The sequence below is a fragment of the Pseudoduganella sp. GW821-FHT05F09 genome, assembly GCF_059419605.1.
In genome coordinates this window covers 923,893-941,466 of sequence record NZ_JBWKSD010000002.1, presented here as the reverse complement: position 1 = coordinate 941,466, position 17,574 = coordinate 923,893, and the positions used below count along the sequence as shown (strand labels likewise).

General features: G+C 65.0%; 14 protein-coding genes. 8 read left to right on the top strand and 6 right to left on the bottom strand.

All coding sequences use genetic code 11. The annotated features are described in order from the left end of the window. Positions 1–12: 12 nt before the first annotated feature. Positions 13–3,795 carry a methionine synthase gene (metH, locus tag AC07S4_RS09510; protein ID WP_494986401.1) on the bottom strand — a complete coding sequence of 1,261 codons (3,783 nt, stop codon included), beginning with the start codon at positions 3,793–3,795 and terminating at the stop codon, positions 13–15. Between the two features lie 113 nt (positions 3,796–3,908). Between metH and AC07S4_RS09505 the strand changes: the two genes are divergently transcribed. Together AC07S4_RS09505 and AC07S4_RS09500 are read left to right on the top strand one after the other, a co-directional pair. After that, entirely contained in the window at positions 3,909–4,727 is an 819-nt protein-coding gene (locus tag AC07S4_RS09505) for a glycosyltransferase (RefSeq protein WP_494986400.1), read from the top strand. A gap of 105 nt (positions 4,728–4,832) precedes the next feature. Beyond that, complete coding sequence (locus AC07S4_RS09500) at positions 4,833–5,243, top strand: tautomerase family protein (RefSeq protein ID WP_494986399.1); 411 nt, start codon at positions 4,833–4,835, stop codon at positions 5,241–5,243. On the opposite strand, the gene AC07S4_RS09495 is transcribed toward AC07S4_RS09500, so the two are convergent. The 3 genes from AC07S4_RS09495 to def all read right to left on the bottom strand — a co-directional run bounded on the left by AC07S4_RS09495 (position 5,240) and on the right by def (position 7,741). Then, entirely contained in the window at positions 5,240–6,160 is a 921-nt protein-coding gene (locus AC07S4_RS09495) for a LysR family transcriptional regulator (protein WP_494986398.1), read from the bottom strand. The genes AC07S4_RS09500 and AC07S4_RS09495 overlap by 4 nt on opposite strands. A 15-nt stretch (positions 6,161–6,175) precedes the next feature. Continuing rightward, a complete protein-coding gene (gene fmt, locus AC07S4_RS09490; RefSeq protein WP_494986397.1) occupies positions 6,176–7,135 on the bottom strand; it encodes a methionyl-tRNA formyltransferase in 960 nt (319 codons plus the stop codon). Between the two features lie 63 nt (positions 7,136–7,198). Continuing rightward, positions 7,199–7,741: a peptide deformylase gene (def, locus tag AC07S4_RS09485; RefSeq protein ID WP_494986396.1), complete on the bottom strand. Its 543-nt coding sequence runs from the start codon at positions 7,739–7,741 to the stop codon at positions 7,199–7,201. A 162-nt stretch (positions 7,742–7,903) separates the two neighbouring features. On the opposite strand from def, the gene AC07S4_RS09480 reads away from it, so the two are divergent. The 5 genes from AC07S4_RS09480 to AC07S4_RS09460 all read left to right on the top strand — a co-directional run bounded on the left by AC07S4_RS09480 (position 7,904) and on the right by AC07S4_RS09460 (position 14,203). Then, positions 7,904–9,004 carry a LysM peptidoglycan-binding domain-containing protein gene (locus AC07S4_RS09480; protein WP_494986395.1) on the top strand — a complete coding sequence of 367 codons (1,101 nt, stop codon included), beginning with the start codon at positions 7,904–7,906 and terminating at the stop codon, positions 9,002–9,004. A gap of 8 nt (positions 9,005–9,012) precedes the next feature. After that, the gene (gene dprA / locus AC07S4_RS09475) at positions 9,013–10,284 is read left to right on the top strand and encodes a DNA-processing protein DprA (protein ID WP_494986394.1); all 1,272 of its coding nucleotides are present in this window, start codon (positions 9,013–9,015) and stop codon (positions 10,282–10,284) included. Positions 10,285–10,336: 52 nt separating this feature from the next. Then, entirely contained in the window at positions 10,337–10,801 is a 465-nt protein-coding gene (locus tag AC07S4_RS09470) for a Smg family protein (protein WP_161071709.1), read from the top strand. 175 nt (positions 10,802–10,976) lie between these two features. Beyond that, the gene (locus tag AC07S4_RS09465) at positions 10,977–13,676 is read left to right on the top strand and encodes a DNA topoisomerase III (RefSeq protein ID WP_494986393.1); all 2,700 of its coding nucleotides are present in this window, start codon (positions 10,977–10,979) and stop codon (positions 13,674–13,676) included. A 110-nt stretch (positions 13,677–13,786) separates the two neighbouring features. Beyond that, on the top strand, positions 13,787–14,203 hold the full coding sequence (locus AC07S4_RS09460; RefSeq protein ID WP_494986392.1) for a hypothetical protein: 417 nt from the start codon (positions 13,787–13,789) through the stop codon (positions 14,201–14,203). On the opposite strand, the gene AC07S4_RS09455 is transcribed toward AC07S4_RS09460, so the two are convergent. Both AC07S4_RS09455 and AC07S4_RS09450 read right to left on the bottom strand, forming a co-directional pair. Beyond that, positions 14,187–14,906, bottom strand: a complete 720-nt coding sequence (locus AC07S4_RS09455; protein WP_494986391.1) for a hypothetical protein — start codon at positions 14,904–14,906, stop codon at positions 14,187–14,189. The two genes, AC07S4_RS09460 and AC07S4_RS09455, sit on opposite strands and share 17 nt — an antisense overlap. Continuing rightward, positions 14,906–15,565 (bottom strand): hypothetical protein, encoded by a 660-nt coding sequence (locus AC07S4_RS09450; protein WP_494986390.1) that lies wholly within the window; start codon positions 15,563–15,565, stop codon positions 14,906–14,908. Before AC07S4_RS09450 ends, AC07S4_RS09455 begins: the two co-directional genes overlap by 1 nt. 308 nt (positions 15,566–15,873) lie before the next feature. Here AC07S4_RS09450 and AC07S4_RS09445 point away from each other — a divergent pair, with 308 nt between their 5' ends. After that, the gene (locus tag AC07S4_RS09445; RefSeq protein ID WP_494986389.1) at positions 15,874–17,505 is read left to right on the top strand and encodes a methyl-accepting chemotaxis protein; all 1,632 of its coding nucleotides are present in this window, start codon (positions 15,874–15,876) and stop codon (positions 17,503–17,505) included. Positions 17,506–17,574: the final 69 nt, after the last annotated feature.

The following is a 17,574-nucleotide window of genomic DNA, read 5'->3' as shown; positions in this document are numbered from 1 at the left end:
TCCCGGTTTTTTTTACAGGTTGGGTGCGAGGTAGCGTTCGAGTTCAGCCTTGTCGATGCCGCGGCGGACCACCATGTCTTCAAACTGGTCGCTGCCGATTTTGCCGACGGTGAAGTACTTCGATTGCGGATGCGCGAAGTAGAAACCGGACACGGCGGCGCCGGGGAACATGGCGAACGACTCGGTCAGCTCCATGCCGATCTCTTCCGCCTGCAGCACCTTGAACATGTCGGCCTTCACCGTATGCTCGGGGCAGGCAGGGTAGCCCGGCGCCGGGCGGATGCCGGCGTACTGCTCGGCGATCATCTGCTCGTTGCTCAGGCCTTCGTCGGCGGCGTAGCCCCACAGGTCTTTGCGCACGCGCTCGTGCATGTATTCTGCGAAGGCCTCGGCCAGGCGGTCTGCCAGCGCCTTGAGCATGATGGACGAGTAGTCGTCGTGCGCGTCTTCAAAGCGCTGCTCGTACTTCTCGATGCCGAGGCCGGAGGTGACGGCGAACATGCCGATGTAGTCCTTGATGCCGGACGCTTTCGGCGCGATGAAGTCGGCCAGGCACTGGTTCGGACGCTGCACGCCGTCGATGATGGGCTTGACGCCCTGCTGGCGCAGGCCGTAGTAGGTGAAGGCCACGGTCTCGCGCTCGTCGTCGGTGTAGATCTCGATGTCGTCGTCGTTCACGCTGTTGGCGGGCAGCAGCGAGACCACGCCGTTGGCGGTCAGCCAGCGGCCGTCGATCAGTTTCTTCAGCAGCGCCTGGCCTTCCTCGAACACCTTGCTGGCCGCTTCGCCAACCACTTCGTCGGTGAGGATGGCAGGGAAGGGACCGGCCAGGTCCCAGGTCTGGAAGAACGGACCCCAGTCGATATAATTGGCCAGCAGCGCCAGGTCCACGTTCTTGAACACGCGGCGGCCGATGAACTTGGGCTTGAGCGGCTTGAATTCCAGCCTGGCCTTGTTGGCGCGCGCGGCCGCCAGCGACACGGTCGGCAGCGCCTTCTTGTTGGCGTGCTGCTCGCGGATGCGCACATAGTCCTGCTCGATCTCGGCGATGTACTGGTCGCGGCTTTCCGGCGTCAGCAGCGACTGCGCCACCGATACGGAGCGCGAGGCGTCCGGCACGTAGACCACAGGGCCTTCGTAGTTGTGCGAAATCTTCACGGCGGTGTGCGCGCGGCTGGTGGTGGCGCCGCCGATCAGCAGCGGGATCTTCATCATGCGGAAGTGCTCGTCGCGCTGCATCTCTTTCGCCACGTGGGCCATTTCCTCCAGCGACGGCGTGATCAGGCCGGACAGGCCGATGATGTCGGCGTTCTCCAGCTTGGCGCGCGCCAGGATCTCGGAGCAGGGCACCATCACGCCCATGTTCACCACTTCGAAGTTATTGCATTGCAGGACCACGGACACGATGTTCTTGCCGATATCGTGCACGTCGCCCTTCACGGTGGCGATGACGATCTTGCCCTTCGGCTTGGCGACGATGCCGGTGCGCGCTTCCTCTGCCTTCTTCTCTTCCTCGATGTAGGGAATCAGGTGGGCCACGGCCTGCTTCATCACGCGCGCCGATTTCACCACCTGCGGCAGGAACATCTTGCCCTGGCCGAACAGGTCGCCGACGATGTTCATGCCGTCCATCAGCGGGCCTTCGATCACGTGGATGGGGCGGCCGCCGGAAGCGAGCACCTGCTGGCGCATTTCTTCCGTGTCGTCGGTGATGAACTGGGTGATGCCGTGCACCAGCGCGTGCGCCAGGCGCTTCTCCACGATGGCGTTGCGCCATTCCAGGTTCTGCTCCTGCGCCTTGCCGCCGGCCTTCAGCGTGCCGGCGATTTCGATCATGCGCTCGGTGGCGTCTTCGCGGCGGTTCAGCACCACGTCCTCCACGCGCTCGCGCAGCTCGGCCGGCAGGTCGTCGTACACGCCCACCATGCCGGCGTTGACGATGCCCATGGTCATGCCGGCCTTGATGGCGTGGTACAGGAACACGGTGTGGATGGCTTCACGCGCCGGGTCGTTGCCGCGGAAGGAGAAGGACACGTTGGACACGCCGCCGGAAATCTTCGCGTGCGGCAGGTTGTCCTTGATCCAGCGGGTGGCGTTGATGAAGTCCACCGCGTAGTTGTTGTGCTCTTCGATGCCGGTGGCAATCGCGAAGATGTTCGGGTCGAAGATGATGTCTTCCGGCGGGAAGCCCACCTGCTCGGTCAGCACCTTGTAGGCGCGTTCGCAGATCTCGATCTTGCGCTCGAAGGTGTCGGCCTGGCCCTTTTCGTCGAAGGCCATGACGATGACGGCGGCGCCGTAGCGGCGGCACAGTTTGGCCTGGCGGATGAACTCCTCCAGGCCTTCCTTCATCGAGATGGAGTTGACGATGGCCTTGCCCTGCACGCATTTCAGGCCCGCTTCGATCACGCTCCATTTCGAGGAGTCGATCATGATGGGCACGCGCGAGATGTCCGGTTCGGACGCGATCAGGTTCAGGAAGCGCGTCATGGCGGCCAGCGAATCGAGCATCGCCTCGTCCATGTTGATGTCGATGACCTGGGCGCCGTTCTCCACCTGCTGGCGCGCCACCGACAGCGCCTCGTCGTACTGCTCGTTCAGTATCATGCGCGCGAACGCTTTCGAGCCGGTGACGTTGGTGCGCTCGCCCACGTTGACGAACAGCGAGTCGTCGTCGATGGTGAAAGGCTCCAGGCCGGACAGGCGCTGCGCGACCTTCACTTCCGGCAGCGCGCGCGGCTTGGTCTCGGCCAGCAGCTTGGCGATGGCGGCAATGTGGTCCGGCGTGGTGCCGCAGCAGCCGCCGGCCATGTTGATGAAGCCCGCGTCGGCGAATTCGCGCAGCAGGGCGGAGGTGTCGGCCGGCAGCTCGTCGAAGCCGGTGTCGCTCATCGGGTTGGGCAGGCCGGCGTTGGGGTAGATGCAGACGAAGGTGTCGGCGATCTGCGACAGCTCCTCGGCGTAGGGGCGCATCAGGGCCGCGCCCAGTGCGCAGTTCAGGCCTATGGTCAGCGGACGCGCGTGGCGCACCGAGTTCCAGAAGGCCGGCACGGTCTGGCCGGACAGGATGCGGCCGGAGGCGTCGGTCACGGTGCCGGAAATCATCAGCGGCAGGCGCTCCTGCTCCGGGCGTTCTTCGAAGTACAGGTCGATGGCGAACAGCGCCGCCTTGCAGTTCAGCGTGTCGAAGATGGTTTCCACCAGCAGCACGTCGGAGCCGCCGTCGACCAGGCCGCGCACCTGCTCGTAGTAGGCGGAGACCAGCTGGTCGAAGGTCACGTTGCGGGCGGCGGGGTCGTTCACGTCCGGCGAGATGGAGGCGGTCTTCGGCGTCGGTCCCAGGGCGCCGGCCACGAAGCGCGGCTTGTCTGCGCTGCTGTACTTGGCGGTGGCGGCTTTGGCCAGCTTGGCCGCTTCCACGTTCATCTCGTAGGCCAGGTGGCCCATGTGGTAGTCGTCCTGCGCGATGGAGGTGGCGCCGAAGGTATTGGTCTCGATCAGGTCGGCGCCGGCGGCCAGGTAGCGCTCGTGGATTTCCTGGATCACCTGCGGCTGCGTCAGCGTCAGCAGCTCGTTGTTCCCTTTGACGAACAGCTCGCGCGCGCCGCTGTCAGCGGGGGCGGCGAAGTCGGCGAAGCGGCCCGTGGGGCCGCCGCGGTAAGCCATTTCATCCAGTTTGTACTGCTGGATGATGGTGCCCATCGCGCCGTCCAGGAACATGATGCGCTTGGAGAGCATCTCGCGCAATTGCGCTTCGGTCTTGGAGTAGCGTGGCTGGCTGGCTTTGTTGTTCATTTCGTACTTTCGCGACGTGGCTGAAGGGAGGCTGGGAAGACAATACCGGGTCTAAAATTATACGGCATTGCAGCATCGGCAGCATAAGAGGCATTTTCCGGTAACATTGCGCCATGAAGATAACCGTTATCATCTCCGCGCACAAAAAGCGCCGCGAAATGGAGTTCGTCCTGACCGGCTACGCCGCCCAGACCCGCATGCCGGACGAGATCATCGTCTCGCAGGACGGCGAATTCCCCGAGATTGCCGAGGCGGTGGAAAATTGCCGCCATCTGGGCCTGCCGCTGATCCACCTGACCCAGGAGCACCGGGGATTCGGCAAATGCCGCGCCCTGAACAAGGCCATCCTGCAGGCCAGCGGCGACCTGCTGCTGTTCACCGACGGCGACTGCATCCCGCGCGACGACTTTGTCGAGACCTATCTGCGGCTAAGCCGTCCGGGGGCTTTCCTGGCGGGCGGCAGCCATATCAGCGTGCCGGAGGCCTACCATTTGAATAACGACCTGCGGCCCGCCATCCTGGACCAGCGCCTGTTCGACTATGGCTTCCTGAGCGCCATACCGGGCTTCGACAAAAGCCGCAACCGCCTGCTGCGCAATCCGCGCCTGCAGCGCTTCTATGATTTCCTGTCGCCGCGCAACGCCTTCAGCGGCGCCAATAGCTGCGCATGGCGGCACGACGTGCTGGAAGTGGGCGGCTTCGACGAAAGCATGGCCTACGGCGGCGAAGACCTGAACATCGGCCTCCGGCTGAACAACATCGGCGTGCGCGGCGTGCGCGCGCGGCACTCCATCGTCAGCCTGCATCTGGACCACGGGCGCGGCTACTACGACGCGGCGCTGCACCAGGCCAACCAGGACTGGAACAAGGAAGTGCGCAGCCGGCGCCACGTGTTCCCCCGCGTCTCCCCCATCCGCCAGCTGAAACCGTAAACCGAGGTGCGCGGCGCGCACAAATCCTGTGCGGCCGCGTGGCTGGTGCGGATGGGGAGGACGGCCTACGATGGCTACACCTTAACCTATCGTAGGAGTAGCGCCATGCCCATCCTGAACCTCACCCTGTCCACCGCTCCAAGCGCCGAGCAATCGCAGCGCGCCGCCGCCATCCTGCTGCGCCTGACCAATGACATCCTGCACAAGGCGCAGCCGCTCACTTCCATCGCCATTTCGCACGTGGCGCCGCAGCACTGGTACATCGGCGCCGCGCCGCTGGCGCAGCAGGAGAAAGCCAGCTTCTTCCTCGACATCAAAATCACCGACGAAACCAACACCGCCAGCGAAAAGGCGGCTTACATCAAGGCCGTGTTCGAAGAAATGGCAGGCTTGCTGGGGCCTTTGCACGAGGTCAGCTACGTTCACATCGACGACGCCCGCCCCGCCGCCTGGGGCTACGGCGGCCTCACCCAGCAATACCGCGCGGTGCAGAAGGCGATGGCGGCGCAAGCCTAGGCCCAGCCGCGCTCGCGGTAGTGCTTGGTGGCGAAGTCGATGAAGGCGCGTACTTTCGGGGACAGGTGGCGGCTCTGCGGGTAGAGGGCGTACAGTTCGCGCGGGCGCTGCGGGTAGTCGGGCAGCAGCGCGGTCAAGGCGCCGCGCCGCACGTCTTCGTGCACGATGAAGGAGGCGGCGCTGATGATGCCAAGGCCGGCCAGCGCGGCGGCGCGCAGGGCCACGCTGGTGTTGGCTTGCAGGCTGCCTTGCACGGTCACGCTCTCCTCGCCGCCGCCGGCGCTGAGGAAAGTCCACACGCGCGGGTGCTGCGCCTGCGTGTAAACCAGGCAGTTGTGCCGCTCCAGATCGGCGGGCGTGCGCGGCGTGCCTTGCTGCTTCAGGTAGGCGGGGCTGGCGGCCAGCAGCAGCGGGCTGTCGGCCAGTTTTTTGGCGATCAGCGTGGAGTCGGGCAGGCCGCGCGTGAGGCGCAGCGCGACGTCGAAGCTGTCCTCGATCAGGTCGACTATCCGGTCGTTGCAGACCAGGTCCACCGTCAATTCGGGGTATTGCGCGATGAAGGCGGGCAGCCAGGCGGCCAGCTCCAGCGTGCCGAAGGCCATGGGCGCGTTGATGCGCAGGGTGCCGGAAGGGCGCGCCTGGTGCGCGGTCACGGCGCGGTCGGCGTCGTCGAGGGCGTCGAGGATCTGGCGGCTGGCTTCGTAGTATTGCTTCCCGGCGCCGGTGAGGGCGAAGCGGCGCGTGGTGCGGTTCAGCAGCTGGGCGCCGAGGTGGGCTTCCAGCTGCTTGATCTGGCGCGAGACGGCGGTGTGGCTGAGGCCCAGCGCCTCGGCGGCAGCCGTGAAGCTGCCCAGTTCGACCACGCGGCGCAGGGCGCGCAGCGCGGCCAGCTGGTCGATGCGCCCGGGTTCAGTCAACTGCGCGCCCACCGCTCAGGCGAAGCGCAAGCCATCCAGCGCAAAGCCCTTGATGAACTCGGAAGCCGGCAGGCGCTTGCCGCCCGGCTTTTGCAGTTCGGTCAGGCGCAGCGAGCCGCCGCCGCCGCAGGCCACCACGATGCCGTGCTGCGCGTCGGCCGCCAGCACCTGGCCGGCGGGCGCCGAGCTGTCCGCGTCCAGCACTTCCGCGCCCCACAGCTTGATGGTGACGCCGTTCACGTCGCCATGCGCGCCGGGGAAGGGATTGAAAGCGCGGATCTTGCGGCCGATCTCGCGCGCGGACTGGTTGAAGTCCAGCGCCGCTTCTTCCTTGCTGATCTTGGCGGCGTAGGTCACGCCCGCTTCCGGCTGCGGCACCGCTTCCACGATGCCGCTGTCCATCTTCTGCATCACCTTGACGATCATGCGCGCGCCCATGGCGGCCAGCTTGTCGTGCAGCACGCCGGTGCTGTCCTGCGGGCCGATGGGCAGGCGCTCGATCAGCAGCATGGGACCGGTGTCCAGGCCTTCTTCCATCTGCATGATGGTGACGCCGGTCTCCGCGTCGCCCGATTCGATGGCGCGGTGGATGGGCGCGGCGCCGCGCCAGCGCGGCAGCAGCGAACCGTGGATGTTGATGCAGGGCTTGATGTCCAGCGTGCTGCGCGGCAGGATCAGGCCGTAGGCGGCCACCACCATCGCGTCGTAGTCGGTGGCCAGCAGCAGCTCGTGGGCCTGCCGGGCTTCGGCGGCGCGCTGCGGGTCCTTGCTGTCCATGCGCAGCGACAGCGGCTGGGCCACGGGAATATTGTGCGCCACGGCGTATTGCTTGACGGCGGACGGGTGCAGATGCATGCCGCGTCCGGCGGGGCGGTCGGGCTGGGTCAGCACCAGGGGGATCTCAAATCCCGCCTCGTGCAGGCTTTGCAGCGCCACGGCTGCGAATTCGGGTGTGCCCGCGAAGATTATTTTCATTCTATTGTCCTCTTGAGACGGCACGTAGGGCGGGTTGGCACGCAGTGCGCAACCCGCCGGGGATCAGATGCGGCGGCCTTGTTCCCGCAGCGCTTTTTCGCGCGCCATGCCGCGTTCTTCCTTCATCATGCGCGTTTTAATGCGGTTGCGCTTGAGCGGCGACAGGTATTCCACGAACACCTTGCCCACCAGGTGGTCCATTTCGTGCTGGATGCACACGGCCAGCAGGCCGTCCGCTTCCAGTTCAAACTGCTCGCCCTTCACGTCGAAAGCGCGTACCTTCACCTTGGACGGGCGCTCCACGCCGTCGTACACGCCGGGCACCGACAGGCAGCCCTCGTCGTACACGGTGCGCTCTTCGCTTGACCAGATGATTTCCGGGTTGATGAAGGCGAGCAGATTGCTCTTGTCTTCCGAGGTGTCGATGACGACAACGCGCTCATGCACGTCCACCTGGGTGGCGGCCAAGCCTACGCCGGGCGCCTCGTACATGGTGTCGGCCATGTCGGCGACCAGTTTGGCCAGGCGCGCGTCGAAGGCGGTGACGGGCTGCGCAATCTTGTGCAGGCGCGGGTCGGGATAGCGGAGGATATTCAGTATGGACATGCGGATTCGTGGTGTGACTTAAAAATGCAACAGGCGCACCCTGCTGCGCAGCGTGGTTTCTCTTGCTAGTTCAGGGTATTATGGGCAGAATTTGATTCAGCAGGGCAACCTTCAGGTCGCGATCCAGCCTTTCGTCCATGCCCGCCTTTAACGGACATCTTAATGAAAAATTTTAGCACAGTCGGCGCACGCCTGTTGATCGCGACGCTTATTTCCAGTGCCACGGCAGCCTCTGCGCAATCCCTGAACTGCGAATTCCGGCCGAATGCGCCGGACCAGCACGTGGTGGTGCGCGGCGATACCCTGTGGGGCATTTCCGGCAAATTCCTGGAGCGGCCGTGGTGCTGGCCCCAGGTGTGGGGCATGAACCGCGAGGAAATCCGCAATCCGCACTGGATTTATCCGGGCCAGATCGTCTACCTGGACCGTGCCGCAGGCCGCCTGCGCCTGGGCAGCCGGGTGGGCGAGGGCGCCGGAGCCGGCGATCCGTCCGCGCTGCGGCTGTCGCCCCAGCTGCGCATGGAGGGCCTGGGCAAGGACGCCGTGCAGTCCATCCCGACCGGCGACATCGAGCCCTTCCTGACCCAGCCGCTGATCATCGAGGAAGACGAGCTGAAGAACGCGCCGCGCATCATTGCGGCGCAGGAAGGCCACGTTTTCCTGGGCAAGGACGAGAAAGCCTATGTGCGCGGCGACCTGAAGGACGGCACCTCCTTCCAGGTGTTCCGCCCTGGCAAGCCTCTGAAAGACCCCGTTACCAAGGCCGTCATCGGCCAGGAAGCCTTCTATTTAGGCACGCTCAAACTGCAGACCGCCGCCAAGCCCGGTTCCGAGGTGCATACCTTCCTGGTGGCCACGGCCAAAGAGGAAATGGGCAAGGGCGACCTGCTGATGCAGTCCCCGCCCACGCCCATGCAGAACTACGTGCCGCACCCGCCGGAGCGCAAGGTGGACGCGGCCGTGGTGGCCATTTACGGCGGCGTGAGCCACGCGGGCCAGAACCAGGTGGTCAGCATTAATCGCGGAAAGCTTGACGGACTCGATATCGGATCTGTGCTGCAGCTGTACCATAGGGGGCAGACGGTGACCGATCCAGGCGCCAGCAAAGGCTGGCTCAACATGGGGAATCCGCAGGTCAAGCTGCCGGACGAGGAAGTGGGCAGCTTGTTTATCTTCCGCGTGTTCAAGCATATTTCTTACGGCCTGATCATGCAGGTAACGGCGCCAGTGGAAGTGGGCGACGTCGCCAAATCGCCGGAGTAAACCGCGCCGTGCAAGCCACGGATCCCCCCGACAGCGGCAGCCAGCCTGCCGCCAGCCCCGCCGCCACGGCAGCCGCCGCCGGTCCGGGGCCGGCCCTTGCCGCCCCCCAGCCCCTGGGCCGCGCGGCCATCGCCAGCTGGCTGCGGCTGCAGCTCACGCCCGGCGTGGGCGTGACCGCCGGCGCCGAGCTGATCGCCGAATTTTCCCATCCCGACCGTGTTTTCCAGGCCGAGCCCGCCGATCTGCAGCGCGTGCTGGCCGAGGTGCTGGCCGGCAGCCTGGTCGGCCCCGCTGTGCAGGCGCTGCGCTCGCCCCCGGCCGCGCTGCTGGACGAGGCCGGGCGCCTGGCGGACGCCACGCTGCGCTGGCTGGAGCAGCCCGGCCACGCGCTGATGGCGCTGGACGACCCCGCTTTCCCGCCCCAGCTGCGCCAGATCCCCGCCGCGCCGCTGCTGCTGTATACAAGAGGGCGGCGCGAACTGCTGTACCGGCCGGCGGCGGCCATCGTCGGCGCCCGCAACGCCAGCGTGCAGGGTGTGGAGAATGCGGACCGCTTCGCCGCCGCGCTGTCGGCCGCCGGGCTGGTGATTGTGTCCGGGCTGGCGCTGGGCATAGACGCGGCGGCCCACGCGGGCGCGCTGGCGGCCGGTGCGGGTGGCGCAGACGGGGCCGGCACCGTGGCCGTGCTGGGCACCGGCATCGACCGCCTGTACCCGGCCCGCAACCGCGAACTGGCGCTGCGCATCGCCGCCGAGGGCTGCATCGTCAGCGAATACCCGCTCGGCACGGCGCCCTTGCCGGACAATTTCCCGCGCCGCAACCGCATCATCAGCGGCCTGGCGCGCGGCGTGCTGGTGATCGAGGCGGCGGCGCAGTCCGGCTCGCTCATCACCGCGCGCTACGCGCTCAACCAGGGCCGCGAAGTGTTCGCCTTGCCCGGCTCCATCCACGCCACGCTGAGCAAGGGCTGCCACGCGCTGATACGGTCCGGCCAGGCCAAGCTGGTGGAAACCGCCGCCGACGTGCTGGAGGACATGCTGCCGGAGGCGCCCCGTGGCGCCGGCGCCGAGCGGCAGCAGGCCACCGTGCAGCTGCGCGCGGAACTGGAGGCGCTGCTGCTCGCGCTCGGGCATGATCCGGCCCCGGCCGACGCGCTGGCGCTGCGCGCCGGCCTGTCCGCCGCCGACGCGCACAGCCATCTGCTGGCGCTGGAACTGGCCGGCCTGGTCGAGCGATTGCCGGGAGGAATTTTTCAGCGCCTGCACCGCCGGGGCCTGTGACGATGCGGTGCAGGGCTTGTGTTTCGCCGTTCTTAACTGTTAGAGTAGCGCCATGTTCGACATCCTTGTTTATCTCTACGAGACTTATTACCGCCCCGATGCGTGCCCGGAACCGGCCGCCTTGGCAAGGAAACTGTCGGCCGTCGGTTTCGACGACGAGGAGATCTCCGAAGCGCTGGTCTGGCTCACCGACCTGAATGAAATGGCGGGAGTCGAACAGACGCTGACGGCCGCCTCCACCGGCACCCGCTACTATGTGGAGGAGGAGCAGGACGCGCTGGGCACCGCCGCCATCGGCTTTATCCAGTTCCTGGAAAGCGCCCAGGTGTTGTCGCCCTTGCAGCGTGAAATCGTCATCGAACGTGCGCTGGCGCTGGAGGAAGTGCCGGTGTCGCTGGGCAAGCTGAAAGTCATCGTCCTGATGCTGCTGTGGAGCCAGGGCAAGGAACCGGACGCCTTGATGTTTGACGACCTGTTCGGTTCCGATGAAGATCAAATGCCGCGCCTGCTGCACTGACACGCTTCCCGTTGTTCCCCGCTTGCGCACCGCAAGACCACCCTCTGCAGCGCCGTGCCGCCAAGCCGAAGCAACCCTGGCGGGATTGCAAAAGTTCAGCATGCGGTATAAGAATGTTCTGTATGATGCGCATGCTGCGCCAAATCCAGAGTAAAAAAACAAGAGAATACAAAATATGAGCAAAACCCTCATCATCGCCGAGAAGCCATCTGTCGCGAACGATATCGCGAAGTCGCTGGGCGGCTTTACCAAGCACGATGAGTACTTTGAGTCCGACGACTACGTGCTGTCCTCGGCGGTCGGCCACCTGCTGGAAATCGCGGTGCCGGAAGAGCACGACGTCAAGCGCGGCAAGTGGAGCTTCGCCCACCTGCCCATGATCCCGCCGTACTTCGCGCTGAATCCGATCGCCAAGACCGAGTCGCGCCTGAAAGTGCTCAACAAGTTGATCAAACGCAAGGACGTCACCGGCCTGATCAACGCATGCGACGCGGGCCGCGAAGGTGAACTGATCTTCCGCCTGATTGCGCAGAACGCCAAGGCCAAGCAGCCGGTGCAGCGCCTGTGGCTGCAGTCGATGACGCCCAACGCCATCCGCGAAGGCTTCAACAGCCTGCGCTCGGACGAGGAAATGCTGCCGCTGGCGGACGCCGCGCGCTGCCGTTCGGAAGCGGACTGGCTGATCGGCATCAACGGCACCCGCGCCATGACCGCGTTCAACTCGAAAGAGGGCGGCTTCTACCTGACCACCGTGGGCCGCGTGCAGACGCCGACCCTGTCCATCGTGGTCGAGCGCGAAGAAAAGATCAAGAAATTCGTCTCGCGCGACTACTGGGAAGTGCGCGCCGAGTTCATCTGCGCGGCCGGCGTGTACGAAGGCCGCTGGATGGACACCGGCTTCAAGAAGGACGAGCACGATCCGGAGAAACGCGCCGAGCGCCTGTGGTCCAAGGCCGCCGCCGACAGCATCGCGCTGGCCTGCCGCAGCAAGCAGGGTAACGTCACCGAGGAGTCCAAGCCGACCACCTCGATGGCGCCCGGCCTGTTCGACCTGACCAGCTTGCAGCGCGAGGCCAACGGCCGCTTCGGCTTCTCGGCCAAGAACACGCTGGGCCTGGCCCAGGCGCTGTACGAAAAGCACAAGGTGCTGACCTACCCGCGTACCGATTCGCGCCACCTGCCGGAAGACTACCTGGACACCGTCAAGGAAGTGCTGGGCGTGCTGGGCGAGAACCATAACTACCACACCTTTGCCAAGCAGATCCTGAGCAAGGGCTGGGTCAAGCCGAACAAGCGCATCTTCGACAACACCAAGATCTCGGATCACTTTGCCATCATTCCGACCGGCATCGCTCCGAAGAATTTGTCCGAACCGGAACAGAAGCTGTACGACCTGGTCACGCGCCGCTTCATGGCCGTGTTCTTCCCGGCCGCCGAGTTCCAGGTCACCACCCGCTACACCGAAGTGTCCGGCCACCAGTTCAAAACTGAAGGCAAGGTCATGACCAACGCCGGCTGGATGGCCATCTACGGCAAGGACGCGGTAGGCGAGGACGACAAGGAAGGCAGCGGCATGCTGGTGCCGGTCGCCAAGGGCGAGAAGGTCAAGACCGAGAAAGTCACGCCGAACGGCCTGGTCACCAAGCCGCCTGCGCGCTACTCGGAAGCGACGCTGCTGTCCGCCATGGAAGGCGCAGGCAAGCTGGTTGACTCCGACGAGCTGCGCGACGCCATGGCCGGCAAAGGCCTGGGCACGCCAGCCACGCGCGCCGCCATTATCGAGGGCCTGCTGGGCGAGAAATACCTGCTGCGCGAAGGCCGCGAACTGATTCCGACCGCAAAAGCGTCGCAGCTGATGACGCTGCTGCGCGGCCTGGGCGTGAACGAACTGACGGCGCCGGAGCTCACCGGCGAGTGGGAATACAAGCTGTCGCAAATGGAAAAGGGCCGCATCTCGCGCGAGGAATTCATGCGCGAAATCGCCCAGATGACGCAAATCATCGTCAAGCGCGCCAAGGAATACGACAACGACACCATACCGGGCGACTACGCCACCCTGGTCACGCCTTGCCCGAACTGCAACAGCGTGGTGAAAGAGAACTACCGCCGTTTCGCCTGCACCAAGTGCGAATTCTCGATGAGCAAAACGCCGGGCAGCCGCCAGTTTGAAATCGCGGAAGTGGAAGAACTGCTGAAGAACCGCACCATCGGTCCGCTGCAAGGCTTCCGCTCCAAGATGGGCCGCCCGTTCGCCGCCATCCTGCGCATCGTGCGCGACGAGGACATCAGCAACTTCAAGCTGGAGTTCGACTTCGGCCAGAACGACGAAGGCGGCGAGGACGGCGAGGGCGTGGACTTCACCGGCCAGACCCCGGTCGGTCCGTGCCCGAAATGCGCTGCCAATGTGTACGAGATGGGCCTGGCCTATGTGTGCGAGCACAGCGTGGCCAAGCCCAAGACCTGCGACTTCCGCAGCGGCCGCATCATCCTGCAGCAGGAGATCCTGCCCGAGCAGATGAGCAAGCTGCTCAACGACGGCAAGACCGACCTGCTGCCGGGCTTCGTCTCGCAGCGCACGCGCCGTCCGTTCAAGGCCTTCCTGACCAAGGGCAAGGACGGCAAGATCAGCTTCGAGTTCGAAGAACGCAAGGCCAAACCGGGCGCCAAGCCGAAAGCAGGCAAGGCGGACGAGGCGGAAGGCGCCGAAGGCGAAGCCGCGGTAGCGGCGGCGCCGGCCAAAAAGGTGGCAGCGAAGAAAGCCGCCGCGAAGCCGGCAGCCAAAAAAGCTGCAGCCAAGCCGGCGGCGAAAAAAGCCGCCGCCAAGCCGGCCGCCAAAAAGCCAGCCGCCAAAAAAGCCGCCGCCACAGCGGAATAAGCAAACGGGACCTTCGGGTCCCGTTTTTTTATTCAGGGTTCACGCGCAGCGCATCATGGCTTCACAGGCCGTCCCTATGCTTGCATGATTCACATCATCAGGGACAGCTCATGAACATTTTCACTTCGGTTGCCGTTATTTGCACGCGCTTGTGCTGCGCACTTCTGGGCTTTGGCATGCTCTTTGTTTCCATTCCGCTGGCGCTGTTCCTCAACGCGTTTTCTTCCGAGGAGGCGACGGTGTCGCCGTGGCAGGTGACGGTACTGGTGATAGGCGGCGCGTTCCTGCTGGCGTCCGGTTTTGTGATGTTCGCGGTGGGATGGCGGGGCAGGTACCCGGAGCGCGCTTATCGGGGCGCGACCTTTGCGCTGCTGCTGGTACCGCTTGCCGCCTGGGCCAAGCTGATGATCAGTCCGATCCAGTTTCCGCCAACGTATCTGGCGGTAGCGCTCAGCGCGTTTACCGTCTGGCTTTTGCTGCTGTGTGCTTGGCCGGAGCTGCTGGAAACGCCTACGCCAGCGACGTGACGCGCCAGTGGCCGCCGGCGAAGGGCAGGGTGGTGATGTCCCCGAGCGAAAACTGCTGTGTGGCCAGCGCGTCCGCGCCGGGCACTTCCTGGCCTTCCTTCCAGGCGCAGTTGGAGCCGGCGATGCGCCAGCCGCCGCCTTTGTGCAGCACCGTGAATTCGCCCCAGGTGGACGACTGCGGCGCGGCCGGGGAATAGGCGTCGGCGGGGCTGCCGCAAGCCCAGGCCATCCAGCGTTCGCCGATAATCAGGTAGGCCGCTGCGGCGCCGCCCGCCGCACCAGCCGGCGCCAGCCGCACGCCGCGCATCGGCGCGCCGGCCATGCGTACCCAGTCTTCCTCGTAGCTGGCGTCTAGGCCGGTTTCGTGGACCGCGTCCTCGCTGTCGAAGCGCATCCAGCCCGCGTCCAGTTCCGCGCTCAGCGCCGGGAAGGCGATTTCGGGCCGCCATTCGCAGCGCTCGCCCGCCACCACGGTGCTGCCCGCAAAGCCGGTTTGCGCGCTGAAACGGGCCAGCTGCGCCGGCGCCAGCGCGGCCAGCTGGGCGCGGCTGTCCAGCGACGGACGGTCGATCGGAATGCGCAGGTCGATATGGAAGCTGGCAGACTGGAACCACCAGACCTGAGTGCTCAGGTCGCTGGTGCCATTGCTGCGCCAGATGCCGGTGCGCCGCCACAAGCCTTGATAGATCGCAGGAACTGTCATCACCGCAAGTCGTCGGTATAGAAGTAGACCGTGCCGCGTATGGCGGACGGAGCTGCCTGCAGCGCGGCGGCCAGCGCTTTGGCGTCCGGTTCCGCCATGCCGTCCTTGGCGATGGTGGCCGGTGCGTAGGGCGCATGCGATGCTGCACGGTAAGAAACAATATGATCGAAATCGGGACGGCTGTCGATCTCCTTGATGAGGTAACGCTGTTTCCCGTTGCCTACTTGCACATAAGTTGCGGTGGAGTTTGTTTTTTCGGCTGGCGAGAGTGGCCGGAACAGCAAAACTTTATCCACCACCAATGTTGCAGCGCTGTACTGCGTCTTGCCGCCCTGCTCGAAATGGCCGAGCACCAGGTCGGCCTTGAACTGGCGCAGCGGCGCGGCGGCGTCCGGCGCCAAACGGTCCAGTTCGAATTTCTCCGGGTCCACGGTCCACAGCGCGGTCTTGCCGTCCAGCCGGCTTTTCAGCGCCGCGTCCAGCCTGGCGTCCGCCACGTGCACTTGCAGCACCACCTGGTAGTCGTGCGGCGCATGGAACATGGGCAGGTGCGAGGCATACAAGCCCTCCTTGCCGCCGAACAGCGCCATGCCGTGGGTGCCGTAAGTGGGGCCGGCCGCCATTGCGGAGGCGGCGAACAGGCAGCCGGCCGCTGCCATTGCCGCTGCGCGCGGCCATTTTGTATGGATGAGTGATTTCATACCGTAATGGTATGCGGCCCCGCGCGGGGCGTACAGCCCAGCTTGTGTCTGCGTCTACGTAGTTTCCACGAGGCACTAATTTTAACTCCGTGTTACACTCTTATCCTTCCCTAGCAGTTCTGTCAATACGAGTGTGGCTTTTTCGCACATGCCGCACGCTGTCTCAATGTCGTAATCGCTGTTTCCCTATGGACGCACTGGCACCAGTTTTCAGCCGGGGCGCGGTTAATCCGCCTGTGTCCCATATTTAGTTTTTGAGAGAAAAAATGAAAAACCTGAAAATTGGCACCCGCCTCGCCGGCGGCTTTGGACTTGTCTTGCTGCTAACTATGCTGATGACCTGGATAGGCCTGAGCCATATGCAGGCCGTGGCGGAAGCGACCAGCGAAATGATGCAGCAGCCGCTGGCCAAGGAACGCATGATTTCCGACTGGTACCGCCTGATCCACACCAGCGTGCGCCGCACCACCGCCATTTCCAAGTCCAGCGACGCCAGCCTGGGGCCCTTCTTTGCCGCCGACGCCGCCGCTTCCAGCAGCGAAGTGAACGAGCTGCAAAAGAAGGTTGAGCCGCTGCTGGAAAGCGGCGAGGAAAAGCAGCTGTTTGCCACCATGATCGCCGCGCGCAAGCGCTATGTCGCGTCGCGCGACGGCATCGTGGCGCTGAAGAAGGCAGACAAGTTCGAGGAAGCCGCCGAACTGCTGGAAAAGAATTTCATCCCCGACGGCAAGGCTTACCTGGACGCGCTCAGCGGCCTGCTGGTCATGCAGCGCCAGAGCATAGACGCCAACGCGGCCCGCATCGACGCCAGCTACCAGAAAAACCGCCGCTTCATGCTGGGCTTCGCCGCCGCCGTGCTGGCGCTGGGTGGCCTGTGCGCCTGGCGCCTGACCACCGGCATTACCCGGCCGCTGGGCCGCGCCGTGGAAGTTGCCACCGCCGTGGCCGCCAATGACTTGCGCAGCGACATCGTCGTCGACAGCAGCGACGAAACCGGCAAGCTGCTGCAGGCGCTGAAAACCATGAACGACGGCCTGGTCCGCATCGTCGGCGAAGTGCGTTCCGGCACCGACCAGATCGCCACCGCCTCGCACCAGATCGCCGCCGGCAACCAGGACCTGTCCAGCCGCACCGAGCAGCAAGCCGGCAGCCTGGAGGAGACCGCTTCGTCGATGGAGGAACTGACCTCGACCGTGAAGCAGAACGCCGACAATGCGCGCCAGGCCAACCAGCTGGCCGTGGCCGCGTCGCACGTCGCCGAGCGCGGCGGCGAGGTGGTGGGCGAAGTGGTGGACACCATGGAATCGATCAACGCTTCGGCGCGCAAGATCGTCGACATCATCAGCGTGATCGACGGCATTGCTTTCCAGACCAACATCCTGGCGCTGAACGCCGCCGTAGAGGCCGCCCGTGCAGGCGAACAGGGTCGTGGTTTTGCGGTGGTGGCCACGGAGGTGCGCAATCTGGCGCACCGCAGCGCCGCCGCCGCCAAGGAAATCAAGGTGCTGATCGACGACTCGGTGGGCAAGGTTGAGAACGGCAGCAAGCTGGTCGAACAGGCCGGCATGACCATGAGCGAAGTGGTGGACAGCATCAAGCGCGTGACCGACATCATGGGCGAAATCACCTCGGCCAGCATGGAACAGAGCGCCGGCATCGAGCAGGTCAATGAAGCGATTATCCAGATGGACCATGTGACGCAGCAGAATGCGGCGCTGGTGGAAGAGGCCGCCGCTGCCGCGGGCGCGCTGGAGGAGCAGGCGGAATCGCTGGCGGACGTGGTGAGCGTGTTCAAGCTGTCCGAGCCGTATAGCCATGCGCCGGCGCTGACCTTGCACAAATCGGCCGCCGCCGCGCCGCGCGCCGCCAACCGGCATGCGCTGCGCTTGAGCGCGTAATCGGCCAACTCTGCAGCGTGCGCTGCATAAATCCCAAACTGTGTAGAGTGTGACAACAACTACATGCTT